This window comes from Streptomyces odontomachicola (assembly GCF_039605595.1).
In the GTDB taxonomy this organism is placed as follows: Bacteria; Actinomycetota; Actinomycetes; order Streptomycetales; family Streptomycetaceae; genus Streptomyces.
Window position 1 is genome coordinate 225640 of record NZ_JBCFOK010000008.1, and the last position, 16459, is coordinate 242098.

At 72.2% G+C, this 16459-nt stretch carries 10 protein-coding genes and 2 pseudogenes; 7 read left to right on the forward strand and 5 right to left on the reverse strand.

Features of this window, described 5'->3' with window-relative positions; all coding sequences use genetic code 11:
* Position 1: 1 nt before the first annotated feature.
* The 3 genes and pseudogenes from ABEE00_RS17285 to ABEE00_RS17295 form a co-directional block, all read right to left on the reverse strand.
* A complete protein-coding gene (locus ABEE00_RS17285) occupies positions 2–1576 on the reverse strand; it encodes an aldehyde dehydrogenase family protein (protein ID WP_345746394.1) in 1575 nt (524 codons plus the stop codon).
* A 133-nt stretch (positions 1577–1709) separates the two neighbouring features.
* Positions 1710–2321, reverse strand: a pseudogene (locus ABEE00_RS17290) (CoA-binding protein); the annotation flags it as partial.
* A 28-nt stretch (positions 2322–2349) separates the two neighbouring features.
* A pseudogene (locus tag ABEE00_RS17295) lies at positions 2350–3128 on the reverse strand (ATP-grasp domain-containing protein); the annotation flags it as partial.
* 363 nt (positions 3129–3491) lie between these two features.
* On the opposite strand from ABEE00_RS17295, the gene ABEE00_RS17300 reads away from it, so the two are divergent.
* The 6 genes from ABEE00_RS17300 to ABEE00_RS17325 all read left to right on the forward strand — a co-directional run bounded on the left by ABEE00_RS17300 (position 3492) and on the right by ABEE00_RS17325 (position 12974).
* Entirely contained in the window at positions 3492–5189 is a 1698-nt protein-coding gene (locus ABEE00_RS17300) for a thiamine pyrophosphate-binding protein (RefSeq protein ID WP_345746395.1), read from the forward strand.
* Positions 5190–5208: 19 nt separating this feature from the next.
* Positions 5209–6450, forward strand: a complete 1242-nt coding sequence (gene frc, locus ABEE00_RS17305) for a formyl-CoA transferase (RefSeq protein ID WP_345746502.1) — start codon at positions 5209–5211, stop codon at positions 6448–6450.
* A gap of 3 nt (positions 6451–6453) precedes the next feature.
* Entirely contained in the window at positions 6454–8598 is a 2145-nt protein-coding gene (locus ABEE00_RS17310) for an acetate--CoA ligase family protein (protein ID WP_345746396.1), read from the forward strand.
* Positions 8599–8749: 151 nt separating this feature from the next.
* Complete coding sequence (locus tag ABEE00_RS17315) at positions 8750–10138, forward strand: OFA family MFS transporter (protein WP_345746397.1); 1389 nt, start codon at positions 8750–8752, stop codon at positions 10136–10138.
* Positions 10139–10244: 106 nt separating this feature from the next.
* On the forward strand, positions 10245–11618 hold the full coding sequence (locus ABEE00_RS17320) for an OFA family MFS transporter (RefSeq protein ID WP_345746398.1): 1374 nt from the start codon (positions 10245–10247) through the stop codon (positions 11616–11618).
* A 189-nt stretch (positions 11619–11807) separates the two neighbouring features.
* Positions 11808–12974 carry an ABC transporter permease gene (locus ABEE00_RS17325; RefSeq protein WP_345746399.1) on the forward strand — a complete coding sequence of 389 codons (1167 nt, stop codon included), beginning with the start codon at positions 11808–11810 and terminating at the stop codon, positions 12972–12974.
* A 9-nt stretch (positions 12975–12983) separates the two neighbouring features.
* On the opposite strand, the gene ABEE00_RS17330 is transcribed toward ABEE00_RS17325, so the two are convergent.
* Complete coding sequence (locus ABEE00_RS17330; RefSeq protein ID WP_345746400.1) at positions 12984–13667, reverse strand: GntR family transcriptional regulator; 684 nt, start codon at positions 13665–13667, stop codon at positions 12984–12986.
* Positions 13668–13945: 278 nt separating this feature from the next.
* On the reverse strand, positions 13946–15421 hold the full coding sequence (gene asnB, locus ABEE00_RS17335) for an asparagine synthase (glutamine-hydrolyzing) (protein WP_345746401.1): 1476 nt from the start codon (positions 15419–15421) through the stop codon (positions 13946–13948).
* A 195-nt stretch (positions 15422–15616) separates the two neighbouring features.
* Here asnB and ABEE00_RS17340 point away from each other — a divergent pair, with 195 nt between their 5' ends.
* Positions 15617–16420 carry an IclR family transcriptional regulator gene (locus tag ABEE00_RS17340; protein WP_345746402.1) on the forward strand — a complete coding sequence of 268 codons (804 nt, stop codon included), beginning with the start codon at positions 15617–15619 and terminating at the stop codon, positions 16418–16420.
* The last annotated feature ends 39 nt before the right edge of the window (positions 16421–16459 follow it).

The window sequence follows — 16459 nt, forward strand, 5'->3', positions numbered from 1 at the left end:
GCTACGCCGCCTCCGGCCGCAACCGGTACTCCGGGAAGTTGCCCGGGAGTCGCTCGCCCGGCGGGCCCTCGGTGACCGCCCGTACGAGGAGGTCGCCGCCGACGAAGGCGCCGCGCCAGGAGGCCCCGTAACCGCCGAAGAGCTCGGAGCGGTCGCCGCGCGAACGGGGCGTCCCGTGGCCGGTCTTGAAGGCGCGGATCTGCGGTGCGAGGCGCTCGTACAGCTCCCGGTCGTCCGTGGAGAGGGTGGCGACCAGGGCGCCGTTGCTCGCGTTCATGGCGGTGAGGAGCTCCGCCTCGGTGTCGGCGAGTACGAGGGTGTCGACAGGGCCGAACGGCTCGGCGTGATGCAGCGGGGAGGCCGGCGGCGGTGAGAGGAGCGTGGTCGGAGGCAGGTACGCGGAGGTGTCCTGACCTGGGAGGAAGCGGCCCTCGGCGAGGGTGCCGCGGTGCAGAGGCACCGCGCCGCGGTCGACGGCCTCGGCGGTCCGGCCGGCGAGCTCCTTGGCCTTCGCCGCGTTGATGAGGGGGCCGAAGTCCAGTTCGGGGAGCGGGTCTTCGGGGTGCGCGACGGCCAGCGGGTGGCCGAAGCGGAGGCCGCGTACGGCGGGGAGGTACGCGGCGAGGAAGTCGGCGAAGGCGGAGCGCTGCACGACGAAGCGCGGGTACGCGGTGCAGCGCTGCTTCCCGTAGTCGAAGGTCTTGCGCAGCAGCGGGGTGAGGGCCTCCCAGCCGGTGAAGTCCCAGATGCCCCAGCAGTTGAGGCCCTCCTGTTCGAGGATGTGGCGTTTGCCCAGGTCGGCGACGGCGGTGGCGACGCGGGCCCCGGTGTCGCGGCCGCCGACGAAGGAGACGCAGCCGATCTCCGGGGCGCGCACCAGCACTTCGGAGAGCTCGCCGCCGCTGCCGCTGAGCAGGGTGAGCGGCAGGCCCTCGCGTACGGCGAGCGCGCAGGCCAGGGTGAGCGTGCAGAGGCCGCCGTCGGTGGGGGTCTTGGCGATGACCGCGTTGCCCGAGAGCGCCTGGACGAGCATGGCGTGGGCGAGCACGCTCATCGGGTAGTTCCAGCTCGCGATGTTGGAGACGGGGCCGTGGAGGGGCGCGCGGCCTTCGAGCATGCCGTCGATGTGGTCCACGTACCAGCGCACTCCGTCGAGGGCGCGGTCGACGTCGGCCTGCGCCGCCTTCCACGGCTTGCCGATCTCCCATACGAGGAGCAGTGCGAGGGTCGCGCGGTGCTCGGCCAGCGCGTCCAGCGCGGCGGCGACGCGGGCGCGGCGCTCCGGCAGCGCCAGGTGCCGCCACGCGCGGTGCTGGTCGAGGGCGGCGCGTACGGCGGCGCCCGCGGACCGCGCGTCGAGCAGGGGTGGGCCCGCGAGTGCGCCGCCGTCGACCGGGCTGGTGGAGGGCAGCGGGGTGCCGTCCGCGTGCCAGGTGCCGTTCCAGAGGTTGCGGACCCGGCCGTCGGCGCCGAACGCTTCGGGCGCGAGGGCCACGCAGCGGGCCCAGGCGTCGGGCCAGGACATACCGGGCTTGAGCATGAGGGTCGGGGTGGAGGGTGCCTGCGTCGTTCCCATGTGAAGCTCCGCTCTCGTTGCACGTACGGGCGGGGATGGGCGTGCGGGGTGGTGTACGAACTCAGGTGTGCGCTCCGGGCGTTGGGCCTCCGGGCATGGGGCTCCGGGTGTGGGGCTCCGGGTGTGGGGCTCCGGTGTCGGGGTCGGCCTCGAACGCGCCGAGGCAGTCGGTGTGCGCGGTGCCGACCACCGGATCGCCGCCGATGCCCACGCAGGTGCTGAAGCCGATGTCCCGCAGCTCGTGCATGAGCTGGTACGTGAGCGTGCCGGACTTGGACACCAGGCCCAGCGGGCCCGGCTCGGGCGCGATGTCGGCGGGGATGATGCCGGCGACGGACTGCCCCGGGCTGATCAGACCCGGGCAGTTGGGGCCGACGATGCGGGTGCCGCGCTCCTCCGCGTACGCGCGGAAGGCCACCGTGTCGTGCACCGGGACGCCCTCGGTGACGACCACGGCGAGCGGTGTCCCCGCGTCCGCCGCGTCCTCGACGGCCGTACGCGCGAAGGGCGGCGGCACGAACAGCACCGACACGTCGGCGCCCGTCGCGCGCACGCCCTCGGCCACGCTGCCGAAGACCGGGAGCGTGCGGTCCTCAAGACGCGCCGTGCTGCCCGCCTTGCGCGGGTTGACGCCGCCCACCACCTCCGTACCGGCGGCGAGCATCCTGCGGGTGTGCTTCGCGCCCTCGCTGCCGGTCATGCCCTGGACGAGGACCCTGCTCTCCTTGCCGAGATAGATCGACACGCCGTGCCTCCTCTCGTGACGGTCGGGCCGCGGTGGCGAGTTCGGCGGCGCGTCGGGCGGCGCCGTCCATCGTGGGGCGCTGCTCCAGCAGCGGGTGCGGGCACGCGGCGAGGAGCTCGCGGCCGCGCGGCGCTGTTCCCGTCGAGGCGCACGACCAGCGGTTTCGTCAGCCGTACGCCGTCGAGCGCGGTCACGACGCCCTCGGCGACCGCGTCGCAGGCGGTGATGCCGCCGAAACGTTGACCAGGACGGAGCGCACTGCGGGGTCGGCGAGGACGAGGGAGAGCGCTTCGGACATCACGCGGGCCGAGGCGCCGCCGCCGATGTCGAGGAAGTTCGCCGGGCGCGCCGCGCTGCCCGCGACCGCGTCGAGGGTGGACATGACGAGCCCGGCGCCATTGCCGATCACGCCGATCACGCCGACCTCGCCGTCGAGCCGTACGTAGGCGAGGCCCTGCTCGGCGGCCCGCGCCTCCAGGGGGTCGCCGGCGATCTCGGCGTCTCCCCAACCCGCGTGCCGGAAGCGGGCGTTGGCGTCCAGCGTGATCTTTCCGTCGAGCGCCACGAGGGCCCCGCTCCCGGTCCGTATGAGGGGTTCACCTCGACCAGCAGCGCGTCCTCGGCGATCAGAACACGCCAGAGCGCGCACAGCACTTCGGCGGCGTCCCGCGGGAGCCCGGCGGCCGTGGCGATGCGGGCCGCGGCCGCCGGCGTGACGCCCTCCGCCGGGTCGACCGGCACCCGCGTGACCGCGCCGGGGCGGGCCGCCGCGACCTCCTCGATCTCCATTCCGCCCTCGGCCGAGGCGCAAGGCGGCACTCCGAGCCTCCTCCGGCGTGTCGGCGATTTCGGCGTCCGGCACCAACACGCCGTGCTGCGCCAGGAGTTGGCGTTCCTCGTACACGTACAGATCCATCCGCGCTCCTCGTGTGTGTCCGGCCGGCTGCCGTGTCCGGCCGACTGTGTGCATCCGGCCGGAAAGGGCCGTCGTCGGAAACGAATCGCTGCGCGCCCCCTGGACATCACCCGGACTCTGCGGGATAACGAGTTTCATACAGGATAACGTCGACTGTATGCAATCTCCGGTCACGGCCCGGTGGTTGGCGCCGCAGGTGCGGCACCAGTGCGCCGACTCCCGGGCGCAGAGCGTGCGAAGGGACGCGGATCTCCATGCCCGAGGAAGCGGAACAAGGCCCCCAGCAGGAGCGGATATCCGGCGGTCATCTGGTCGCCAAGGCACTGAAGGCCGAGGGCGTAGAGGTGATCTACACGCTCTGCGGCGGCCACATCATCGACATCTACGACGGCTGTGTGGACGAGGGCATCGAGGTCGTCGACGTACGTCATGAGCAGGTCGCGGCGCACGCGGCCGACGGCTACGCGCGGCTCACCGGCAAGCCGGGATGCGCCGTCGTCACCGCGGGCCCCGGCACCACCGACGCGGTGACCGGCGTGGCCAACGCCTTCCGCGCCGAGTCACCGATGCTGCTGATCGGCGGTCAGGGAGCCCACACCCAGCACAAGATGGGCTCACTCCAGGACCTGCCGCACGTGGACATGATGTCGCCGATCACGAAATTCGCGGCCACCGTGCCGGACACGGCGCGCGCCGCCGACATGGTCTCGATGGCGTTCCGCGAGTGCTACCATGGGGCGCCAGGCCCCTCCTTCCTGGAGATACCCCGCGACGTGCTGGACGCGAAGGTGCCGGCGGACGGCGCGCGGGTGCCGGAGGCCGGGCACTACCGGGCCTCCACGCGGCAGGCCGGCGATCCCGAGGCGGTCGAGAAGCTCGCCGACCTGCTCGTGCACGCCGAGCGCCCGGCGATCCTGCTGGGCGGCCAGACCTGGACCTGCCGCGCCACGGACGCGGCCACCGAGCTGGTGCGGACGCTCGACGTGCCCGCGTACATGAACGGCGCGGGGCGCGGCACGCTGCCGCCGGGCGACCCGCACCACTTCCAGCTCTCGCGCCGGTTCGCCTTCTCCAACGCCGACCTGATCGTGATCGTGGGGACCCCGTTCGACTTCCGCATGGGGTACGGGAAGCGGCTCTCGCCGGACGCGACCGTGGTGCAGATCGACCTGGACTACCGGACGGTGGGCAAGAACCGGGACGTCGACCTGGGCATCGTGGGCTCGGCCGATCTAGTGCTGTCCGCGGTCACCGAGGCGGCCTCCGGGCGGCTGAACGGCGCGGCGGCGCAGCGCAAGGCGTGGCGGGAGGAGCTGCGCGCCGCCGAACAGGCCGCGGTGGAGAAGCGGTTGCCGCAGCTGCGCTCGGACGCCTCGCCGATCCATCCGTACCGGCTGGTCAGCGAGATCAACGACTTCCTGACCGAGGACTCGATCTACATCGGGGACGGCGGCGACATCGTCACCTTCTCCGGGCAGGTCGTGCAGCCCAGGTCGCCGGGGCACTGGATGGACCCGGGGCCGCTGGGCACGCTCGGCGTCGGCGTCCCCTTCGTGCTGGCCGCCAAGCAGGCGCGCCCGGACAAGGAGGTCGTGACGCTCTTCGGCGACGGCGCGTTCTCCCTCACCGGCTGGGACTTCGAGACCCTGGTGCGCTACGACCTGCCGTTCGTCGGCATCGTCGGCAACAACTCCTCGATGAACCAGATCCGTTACGGCCAGAAGGCCAAGTACGGCGAGGAGCGCGAGCGGGTCGGCAACACCCTCGGCGACGTCCCCTACGACCAGTTCGCGCGGATGCTCGGCGGCCACGGCGAGGAGGTGCGCGAGCCCTCGCAGATCCGCCCCGCGCTGGAGCGCGCACGGGAGTCGGGCAAGCCGTCGCTGATCAACGTCTGGGTCGACCCGGACGCCTACGCGCCGGGAACGATGAACCAGACCATGTACAAGTGAGGTGAGCTCTGTGACCAGCATGAACATGAGTGAGGGCAGGGCGCTCGACGGCGTGCGCGTCCTCGACATGACGCATGTGCAGTCGGGTCCCTCGGCCACCCAGCTCCTCGCCTGGCTCGGTGCCGACGTGGTGAAGCTGGAGGCGCCGAGCGGGGACATCACGCGGAAGCAGCTCCGCGACCTCCCAGACGTGGACTCGCTCTACTTCACGATGCTCAACTGCAACAAGCGGAGCATCACCCTCAACACCAAGTCGCCGCGCGGCAAGGAGATCCTCACCGAGCTCATCGCGCGCAGCGATGTGCTGGTGGAGAACTTCGGGCCGGGCGCCGTGGACCGGATGGGCTTCACCTGGGAGCGGATCCAGGAGATCAACCCGCGGCTGGTGTACGCCTCGATCAAGGGCTTCGGAGAGGGCCCGTACACCAACTTCAAGGCGTACGAGGTCGTCGCGCAGGCCATGGGCGGATCGATGTCCACCACCGGCTTCGAGGACGGCCCGCCGCTGGCCACCGGTGCGCAGATCGGCGACTCCGGCACCGGCGTGCACACCGTCGCCGGCATCCTCGCGGCGCTGTTCCAGCGCGAACGCACCGGGCGCGGACAGCGGGTACAGGTCGCCATGCAGCACGCGGTGCTCAACCTGTGCCGGGTGAAGCTGCGGGACCAACAGCGGCTGACGCACGGGCCGTTGGCGGAGTACCCCAACGACGACTTCGGCGACGAGGTGCCGCGCTCGGGCAACGCGAGCGGCGGCGGGCAGCCGGGCTGGGCGGTCCGGTGCGCGCCGGGCGGGCCCAACGACTATGTGTACGTGATCGTGCAGCCGGTGGGCTGGCAGCCGATCTGCGAGCTGATCGGCCGGCCCGAGCTGGCCGAGGACCCCGACTGGAGCACCCCCGAGGCGCGGCTGCCCAAGCTGGGCAAGATGTTCCAGCTCATCGAGGAGTGGTCCGCCACGCTGCCGAAGTGGGAGGTGCTGGAGGCGCTCAACGCGCGCAACATCCCCTGCGGCCCGATCCTCTCCACCAAGGAGATCGTCGAGGACGCCTCGCTGGCCGACAACGGCATGATCGTGGACGTGCCGCACCCGCAGCGCGGCAGCTTCACCACCGTCGGCTCCCCCATGAAGCTCTCCGACTCCCCCGTCGAGGTCACCGCGTCTCCCCTGCTCGGCGAGCACAACGAAGAGGTGTACGTGGGCGAACTCGGCCTGGGCGAAGAGGAGATACGGCTGCTCGAGACGGACGGAGTGATCTGACCCATGGCGGACGCGAAAGCTGTGCGCGAAGTGCTGGAGGACGTACGGGCCGACGGCAGGACCGCGCTGACCGGGCCCGAGGGGCGGCGCGTGGCCGAGGCGTACGGGATACCCGTGCCGGCCGAGGGGCTGGCCGAGTCGGCTGACGAGGCCGTCGCGCTGGCCGACCGGATCGGGCCGCCGGTGGCCATGAAGATCGTGTCGCCCGACATCCTGCACAAGACCGAGGCGGGCGGCGTGATCACCGGGGTGTCCTCGGCGTCGGCGGTGCGCGGCGCGTTCACCGAGATCGTCGCCAACGCCCGCGCGTACGACGCGAAGGCGCGCGTCCACGGCGTACAGGTCCAGCAGATGGCGCGGCCCGGCACGGAGGTGCTGGTCGGCACGGTGACCGACCCGACCTTCGGCAAGGTCGTGGCCTTCGGGCTCGGCGGCGTGCTGGTGGAGACGCTCAAGGACGTGACCTTCCGGCTGGCGCCCGCGAGCGAGGAGGACGCGCTGTCCATGCTGGACGGCATCCGCGCGGCGGAGGTGCTGCGCGGCGTGCGGGGCGGCGAGGCCGTGGACCGCGCCGCGCTGGCCGGGCTGATCCGCGGCGTGTCCCAACTGGCCGCCGATTTCCCGGAGATCACGGAGATCGACCTGAACCCGGTGTTCGCCGCGGCGGACGGCGTACAGGCGGCGGACATCCGGATCCTGCTCGGGGACGGTGCCCCGAAGGAGCGGCGCCGCTACTCCAAGGAGGAGATCCGCACGGCGATGCGGAGGCTCATGCAGCCGCGCTCGGTCACCGTGGTCGGCGCCTCCAACGAGCCGGGGAAGATCGGCAATTCGGTGATGCGGAACCTCGTGGACGGCGGTTTCCCCGGCGACATCCACCCGGTGAACCCGAAGGCCGATGACATCCTCGGCCTGAAGGCGTACAAGACGGTGAAGGACGTGCCGGGCGAGGTCGATGTGGCGGTCTTCGCGATCCCCGCGAAGTTCGTCCCCGGCGCCCTGGAGGAGGCCGGACGAAAGGGGATACCGAACGCCGTGCTGATCCCCTCCGGCTTCGCCGAGACCGGTGAGCACGAGCTCCAGGCGGAAATCGTGGCCATCGCCGAGCGGTACGGGGTGCGGCTGCTGGGGCCCAACATCTACGGCTACTACTCGACGTGGCAGGACCTGTGCGCCACCTTCTGCACCCCGTACGACGTGCGCGGAGGCGTCGCGCTGACCTCGCAGTCGGGCGGGATCGGGATGGCGATCCTCGGGTTCGCGCGGAGTACGAAGACCGGTGTCTCGGCGATCGTCGGGCTCGGCAACAAGTCCGACATCGACGAGGACGACCTGCTCACCTACTTCGCCGAGGACCCGCACACCGAGGTCGTCGCCATGCACCTCGAGGACCTCAAGGACGGCCGGGCCTTCGTGGACGCGGCGCGCGAGACCGTACGCGAGAAGCCGGTCGTGGTGCTCAAGGCGGGCCGCACGAGCGCGGGAGCCAAGGCGGCCGGTTCGCACACCGGGGCGCTGGCCGGGGACGACGCGGTGTACGACGACGTGCTGCGGCAGGCGGGCGTGATCAGGGCGCCGGGCCTCAACGAGATGCTGGAGTACGCGCGGGCGCTGCCGGTGCTGCCGACGCCGCGGGGCGACAACACCGTGATCATCACGGGTGCGGGCGGGTCGGGGGTACTGCTCTCCGACGCGATCGTGGACAACGGGCTCCATCTGATGGAGATCCCAGCGGACTTGGACGAGGCGTTCCGCCGCTTCATCCCGCCGTTCGGCGCCGCGGGCAACCCCGTGGACATCACGGGGGGCGAGCCGCCCTCCACGTACGAGGCGACGATCCGGCTGGGCCTGGAGGACCCGCGCATCCACTCGCTCGTGCTGGGCTACTGGCACACCATCGTCACCCCGCCCATGGTCTTCGCCGAGCTCACCGCGCGGGTCGTGGCCGAGGCGCGCGAGCAGGGCATCCACAAGCCGGTCGTGGCCTCGCTGGCCGGGGACACGGAGGTCGAGGAGGCGAGCGCGTACCTCTTCGAGCACGGCGTGCCCGCCTACCCCTACACGACGGAGAAGCCGGTCGCGGTCCTCGGCGCGAAGTACGCCTGGGCGCGGGCCGCCGGGCACCTTCCACCGGGACCCGTGTCATGAGGGCCCGGCCCGCGAGGGCGGCTTACGACTGAGGCGGCAGGACGCACCACCCCGCGGCCCGACGCGGATCGGCGCGGCTCGACGGGGCGACGCACAGAGGGATTTCGACAGGGGGCGCTGACGGAAACCTTCTCCATGCAAGGGGTGCGACATGACAACCACCGAAGTGCCGTCGGCCGTCCCGTACCGCGAGGTGACCGACCGGAACGGGAGGGTGTACCGGGTCGGTGAGACCGACCGGGACATCATGGGGCGACCACGCTGGGTCATGGTGCTCTGTCCATGGATCGGCATGCTGGGCATCAGCTCCTCGGAGTACGCGTTCACCTCGGCCGAGGACACCCTGCACACGGCGCACGCGTGGAGCAGCGGGCACATCTTCTGGCTCATGGGGGTCTGGGTCTTCTTCCAGGCCGCCATGGCCTTCCCCGCCGGCCAGTTGCGGGAGAGCGGCAGGCTGCCGGCGCGGAACGCGATGATGCTCGGCGCCGCGGGGACCTTCCTCGGCTATCTGGCGCTCGCGTTCGCGCCGCATGTCGCGCTCGCCTACCTCGGCTTCGGCGCCTTCAGCGGCATCGGCGCCGGGCTGGTGTACGCGACCTGCGTGAACATGGTCGGCAAGTGGTACCCGGAGCGCCGCGGGGGCAAGACGGGGCTGGTCAACGGGGGTTTCGCGTACGGCTCCGTACCCTTCGTCTTCCTCTTCACCGGCTACATGGACCTGAGCAACTACCAGGGCGTGCTGGTGCTGGTGGGGGTCGTCTGCTGTCTGGCGGTGGCGGCGGCGGGCTGGTTCTTCAAGGACCCGCCGAAGAACTGGTGGCCCTCCCACGTCGATCCGCTCAAGCCGCCCGCCGACAAGCGCATCGTGCGCTCGCTGGAGAAGAACCCGCCGGCGGTGAAGCAGTACACGCCGCGCGAGGCGGCCCGCACGCCGGTGCTGTGGATGATGTGGTTCTGCCTGCTGTGCACGGCCGGGATCAACATCTTCGGCATCGCCTTCCAGGTGCCGTTCGGCAAGGACATGGGCTTCGCGGGCGGCATCGTGGCCACGGCCATGTCGCTGAAGGCCGTGGTGAACGGCACGGGCCGGGGCGTCATCGGCTGGATCTCCGACAAGTACGGGCGGCGCAACACGCTGGTCATCGTGTGCCTGGTGCTGGGGAGCGCGCAGTTCGGGGTGCTGCTCTCCGGGTCGATGGGCAACATGCCGTTCTTCCTGTTCTGCTCGATGGTCTCCGGCTTCGGCGGCGGCGCGATCTTCCCGCTGTTCGCCGCGATGACCTCGGACTTCTTCGGGGAGAACTACAACTCCGCCAACTACGGCATGGTCTACAGCTCGAAGCTGGTCTCCGGGCTCGTGGGCTCGGGCATGGGCGCCGTGGTGGTGTCCGCGTGGGACTACCAGGGCGCGTTCGTCCTGGCCGGCTCCATCGGCATCGCCTCGGCCCTCCTGGCCCTCTTCCTCCACCAGCCGGGCAGGCCCAACGCCCGCCGCATCGTGCCCAATCCACACCCGATCAGCCGCGAGGCGATGTAGCGCGGGCCCGGCTTCGCCGGGTGCCGCCGTGAACGGCCCTCCTCCCACCGCGCCGGGAGGAGGGGCACATCCCACCCGAAATCGATCAGCCGCGAGGCGATGTGACATGACGGCAGAGGACATGGTCCGGGCAACTCCCCAACCTGTGCGCTTCGTTCGTGATGCGCAGGGACGGGAGTACCGGATCGGCGAGAGCGACCGCGACCTGCTCGGCTATCCGCGGCGCACCATGGTGTGGCTGCCCTGGGCGGCGATGCTGGGCATCAGCATCTTCGAGTACGCCTTCGGCGCCGCCGAGGCCACGCTCTCGCGGGCGCACCACTGGACGTCGACGGGCACCTTCTGGACGCTCAGCGTCTGGGTGTTCTTCCAGGCGGCCGTGGCCTTCCCGGCCGGAAGGCTGCGCGAGAAGGGCCTACTCAGCAGCCGCGCCGCGATGCTGATCGGCTCCGGCGCCTCGCTGGTCGGCTGCGTGAGCCTGGCGCACGCGCCGTCCATCGCGTGGGCGATCCTCGGCTTCGGCGTGCTCGGCGGCACCGGCTCCGGGCTGGTGTACGCGACCTGCATCAACATGGTCGGCAAGTGGTACCCCGAGCGCCGCGGCGGCAAGACAGGCTTCGTCAACGGGGCCTTCGCGTACGGCTCCGTACCGTTCATCTTCCTGTTCTCCTACGGCTTCGACGAGGGCAACTACCGGATGGTGCTCGACCTGGTCGGCCTGTACGTGCTGCTGCTCACCGCCATCGCGGGGATGTTCTTCAAGGACCCGCCGAAGAACTGGTGGCCCGCGCAGGTCGACCCGGTGGCCCGCGCGGCCGACGCCCGTACGGGGCGCGCGCTCGCCAAGAACCCGCCCGCCGCAGGGCAGTTCACGCCCCGCCAGGCGATCAGGACCGGCATGCTGCCGCTGATGTGGGCGTGCATGCTGTGCACGGCCGGCGTCTCGATCTTCGGCATCTCCTTCCAGGTGCCGTTCGCGAAGGAGATGCACTTCGGCCCGCTGGTCGCCGCGTCCTCGATGGGCGTCATGGCGATCATCAACGGAACGGGGCGCGGCCTGTGCGGCTGGCTCTCCGACCGGCTCGGGCGGCGCCAGACCCTCACCGGGGTGTGCCTGGTGCTGGGGCTGTCGCAGTTCGGGGTGCTGTGGTCGGGCACGGAGCACCTGGAGGTGCTGTTCCTGTTCTTCGCGTTCCTCTCGGGGCTCGGCGGCGGCGCCTTCTTCCCGATGTTCGCCTCCCTGGTGCCCGACTACTTCGGGGAGAACCACAACGCCTCCAACTACGGCCTCGTCTACAGCTCCAAGGTCGTGAGCGGCCTGCTGGGCAGCGGGCTCGGCGCGGCGGCCGTGGCGGCCTGGGGCTACGACGGCGCGTACGTGCTGGCCGGCGCGATCGGCCTGTTCTCGGCCGCGCTCTCCCTGACCCTGCGCCGCCCCTCGGCTCCCCCGCAGACGGCGGCCACGGCAGCGGCGGCGTAGCGGAGCGGCGCGCGGCGGTACGGGTTCGGCGGTACGGGGTACGGCGGCGCAGCGGGACGGATGGCGGCGGGGCCCGGGCACAAGGTCCCTACCGAGCACGCGGCGGGCCGTGGCCCCATGGAGAGCTCGTCCGCCGTGTGAGCCACTGCCCGAGTGCCCGAGTCGCCGAGCCGCCCGAGGAGATGGTCGATGTCCGCGCCGCTGCTCACGCCGGAGCGGGACGGCATCTCGGGCCCCGTACCGCCCGCGCCGCAGCCCCCGCAGGGGGACCGGCGCGGGCGGCGGCGTCCGCACGGGCGCCCCGCGCGGCTCCCCGACCGCTGGCGGGAGTTCCGCCGCACGCCGCTGTTCCCCGCGACGGTGCTGACGCTGCTGACCGCCGCGGTCGCGGGCCTGCTCGCCGGCACCTACTCGTACGTGATGGCCAAGCCCGAACCCCGTACCCTCCCCGTCGCCGTGGTCGGCGACTCGGAGGCGGAGCGGCGCGTGGTCGGCGCGCTCGACCGCGAGCTGCGCGCCTCCCTCGTACCGCACGAACACCGCACGCTCGCCGAGGCGCGCACGCATCTCGACCAGCGCAAGGACTACGCGGTGCTGTACGAGCGGCCGGGCGGGGCCTTCCGGCTGGAGACCTCGGGGGCCTCCGGCGCCTCGGTGGCCGAGGTGCTGGCGAAGGCCGCGCCGCACGCGGCGCGGGACACCGGCGCGCGGCTCACCGTGCGCGACGTCCACCCGCCCCAGCCGTCCGATCCGAAGGGCATCGCGCTCTTCTACCTCACCTTCGCCGCCGTCATGATCGGCTTCCTCGGCGCTGGCCAGCTCTCCGCGCACGCGCCCGGGCTGCTCGCGGGGCAGCGGATCGGGTTCACGGCCGCGTTCGCGCTGCTGGGCGGGTTGTGCATCTACGCGGTGGCGGAGTGGTGGCTGGGCGTGCTGGCGATGCCGTTCCCCGTGCCGTGGCTGATCCTGTCGCTGACGATGTTCGCCTCGGGGATGGTGTTCACCATGTTCGGGGCGCTGCTGCGGCGTTGGGCCCTGCTGCCCACGTACGGGCTGATGGTGCTGCTCGGGGCGCCCTCGTGCGGGGGTTCGGTGCCCACCGGGCTGCTGCCGCGGCCGCTGGCCGCGCTCGGCTGCTGGCTGCCGCAGGGCGCGGCGGTGGACGCGCTCAGCGCGGCGGTCTACTTTCCGCGCTGCCAGCCGGTGCGGTCGCTGCTGGTGCTGGGGGCGTGGGCGGCGGTGTCCTGCGCGGTCTTCTGGGCGTGGCGGCACCGGCATCCCGGCGGGCCCGCGCCGCCGGGCGGTGCGCACAGGCGGGCGGAGACGCGCCGCCTCCGCCCTTCCGCCGCGGGTTAGCCCTCGTCGCTATCCCTCGTCGCTTTCGCGGTTGTGGTACTTGCGGCGGGTGTGCTCGGTGTGTTCGCGCATCACCGCGGTGGCGCGCTCTCCGTCGCCGGCCGCTATGGCGGCGATCAGTTCGCGGTGCTCGATCCAGGACTGGGCGCCGCGCTGGCGGGCGACCGGCGTGTAGTACCACCTGACCCTGCGGTCCACCTGGGCCGCGAGCTCCGCGAGCACGGCGTTGCCCGCGAGTTGGATCACCTTCGCGTGGAAGGCGGCGTTCGCCTCGACGACGGCGTCCACCTCGTCGGCGGCGACCGCGGCCTCGCCGCGCTCGCACAGCTCCTCCAGCGCGGCGGTGCCCTCCTCGTCCGCGTGCGCGGCGGCGAGGCGTGCGGCCTCGGCCTCCAACAGCGTGCGTACGGTGAGGAGTTGGTCGGCCTCCTCCTCCGTCGGCTCGTGTACGAAGGCGCCCTGCGCGGGGCGCAGATCGACCCAGCCGTCGGTGTTGAGCCGCTGCAGCGCCTCGCGCACGGGCTGCCTGGACACCCCGAGCTGCTGGGCGAGTTCGCTCTCGACCAGGTGCTGGCCCGGCTTGAGCGACCGGGTCGTGATGAGTTCGAGCAGCGCGCCGTACACCCGCTCGCGCAGCGGCCCAGGCCGCTCCAGCTTGGGCACGGCTCCCTGCGGCAGTCCCGCGGACAGCATGTGCGGCCCCCCAATTGTGCGGTGGACGGTGGACATTGGCTTTTGTCTACAGTCTACGAGAGCGGGTGGGGGATCCACCGCCGCACATGGTGATCTGCAGCACGCGCGGAGGGGGTTGCACCTCTGCGCAGGCCACACTGCCACCGCCGGAGCGGCCCGCGGTGGTCACCTTCCGCCGCGGCGGAAAGGGGGTTTCGCTCACGCGGACGGCAGCCCCCCCTTCCCGCCGCAGCGAGAAGCAGCCCAGCGCCAGCCGTCGGCGGGCTTCGCTCGAGTCGCTACGCCGTTGCGAAGCGGGTCAGTACGTGGGACGGGCGGGCTCCCGGCAATGCGCGGGCGAACTGCTCGTAGTAAGCGAGCTCCTCCTTGTTGCGGAGGTCCGGCGCACCCGGGGCCGCGCAGGCCGCCTCGTACTCCGCATCCGTGTAGCGGGCCGTCCACAGCGGGCTCAACACCCCCTCCGCCCCGCTGCCCGTGCCGAACTGCTCCTTGCGGCGCCACAGGAGGCGGTCCGGGAGCCAACCGGTGAACGCCCTCCGCAGGTGGCCCTTTTCCATGCCGTCCTGCTCCAGGGCCTTGCACTCAGGCGGCAGCGACATCGCGTGGCCGATCACCTCCGCGTCCAGGAACGGCACGCGTGCCTCCAGACCGTGCGCCATCGTGACGCGGTCGCAGCGCTGGAGGTTCAGGCCGTGCAGCGACCCGATGGTGCGGCGCAGCTCCGCGTCCAGCGCCCCGGGCTCGGCATGCTGCCGGTGGTAATACCCGTACCCGGCGAAGAGCTCGTCCGCTCCCTCCCCCGTCAGCACCGCCTTCACATGCCGCGCGGCCAGCCGCGACAGGAACCAGTTCGGCACCGCGCTCCGGATCAGGCTCGCGTCGAACGACTCGACACACGCCACCACTTCCCCCAGCGCGGCCTCCGCCTCCCCCGCGTCCAGCAGCGCCTCGTGGTGCTCCGTACCGAGGAAGTCCGCCGCGTCCCGCGCCGCCAGCAGGTCGGGCGAGCCCTCCGTACCGACGGCGAAGGTCTTCAGACGCCGGCCCCGTTCCGCGTACGCGTCCGCCGCGACCGCGGCGACCAGGCTGGAGTCGAGCCCGCCCGACAGGAAGACGCCGACCTCGACGTCCGCCATCAGATGCCGCCGCACCGAGTCAGCGACGACCTCGTACGTCGCCTTCTCCACGGTCTCCTCCGGCACGTCCTCCCAGCTCACGCCGTCCTCCGGCGCGGGTACGGGGTCGGCGAACCGCCGCAGCCCGTCCTCCGGCGTCCAGTGGCATCCTGGCGGGAAGATCTCCGCGTACGGCAGCAACTCGGCGTCGAAGGCGCGGAGTTCGGAGGCGAAGTACACCGCGTCCTCGGTCCTCGCCCAGTACAGCGGCTTGATGCCGATGCGGTCGCGGGCCGCGACGAAGCGGCCGTCGGGCGTCGCGGCGCACAGCGCCCACATGCCGCGCAGCCGCTCCAGCGCGCCGGGCCCCCGCTCGCGGAGCAGCACCAGCGCCGCCTCGGAGTCGGAGGAGGAGGCGAAGCGGCCCTCGCCCAGTTCGGTACGGAGCTCGGCGTGGTTGTAGATCTCGCCGTTGCAGACGAGGGCCCAGTCGCGGCCCTCCCCGTACCCGCCGGTCAGCGGCTGCCGCCCGCCGTCCAGGTCCACGATCGACAGCCGCCGGTGGCCGAGCCAGGAGCGCGGGCCCACGGCGAGCGCTCCGCTGTCGTCGGGGCCGCGGTGCGCCAGGCGGTCGAGCATGCGCGCGGGGCCCGCGCCCGCGCCGCACTCCGTGCCGCGCCCCTCACTCGTAGTGCTCGTAGTGCTCGTACCTCGGTCCGTCCTCGTCCTGTACATGGCTGCGATTCCGCACATGCACGCGACCCTAGGCAGCTCGCGTGCAGATCCGACAACGGCTGTTGCTCCATACGCACGCCGACATGGCACCCTGTGCCCATGACGAACGACGCGGAAGCGGGCGTGACCAGCGCGGACACCGGACCCGTCGCCCCCTCGGGGCTCAGCAGCGTGCACCGCGCGCTGGACGTACTCCGGGTACTCGGCCAGGGCCCGATGCGGGTGCAGACGGTCGCCGAGGCGCTGGGCAAGGAGAAGACGCAGATCTCGCGCACGCTCAAGGCGCTGGCCGAGGCCGGTTTCGCGGAGCGGGACCCGCGCACGATGGAGTACCGCCTCGGCTGGCAGCTCCTCGCGCTCGCCGCCTCGGCCGGCGAGGACCGCCTCCGGCGGGAGGCGCCGGCGGTGCTGCGCGAGCTCGTGCACCGGCTCGGCGAACCCGCCTACCTCACCGTGCTCTCCGGCCACAGCGTGGTCACGGTGCTCACCGAACGCACCTCGCGCAGCCTCCAGGCGCACGAGTGGATCGGCCGCAGTTCACCGCTGAACTGCACGTCGGCGGGGCGGGCGCTGCTCCTCGGCCTGCCCGAGAGCGAGGTGTCGGCGCTCCTCGGCACCGGCGGCGAACCGCTGCCCGGCACCGAACACGCCCCGCGCGACGCCGAGTCGGTCCTGGAGCGGCTGCGCGGCGAGCGGACGCGGGGGTACGTGGTGGCCGCCGAGGAGTACGAGCCGGGGCTGGTGGGCGTGGCCGTGCCCGTACACGATCACCGCGGCGCGGTGGCGGCGGCGGTCAACGTGTCGGCGCCGGTCTTCCGGATGCCGCCCGAGGCGCTGCCCGAGGTGATCGAGGCGGTACGGGAGGCGGCGCACGCGCTCTCGGCGCGTCTCAACGGGGCGTGAACACGCAGAAGTTGAATGACTTACATCTGGCCAGGAGCC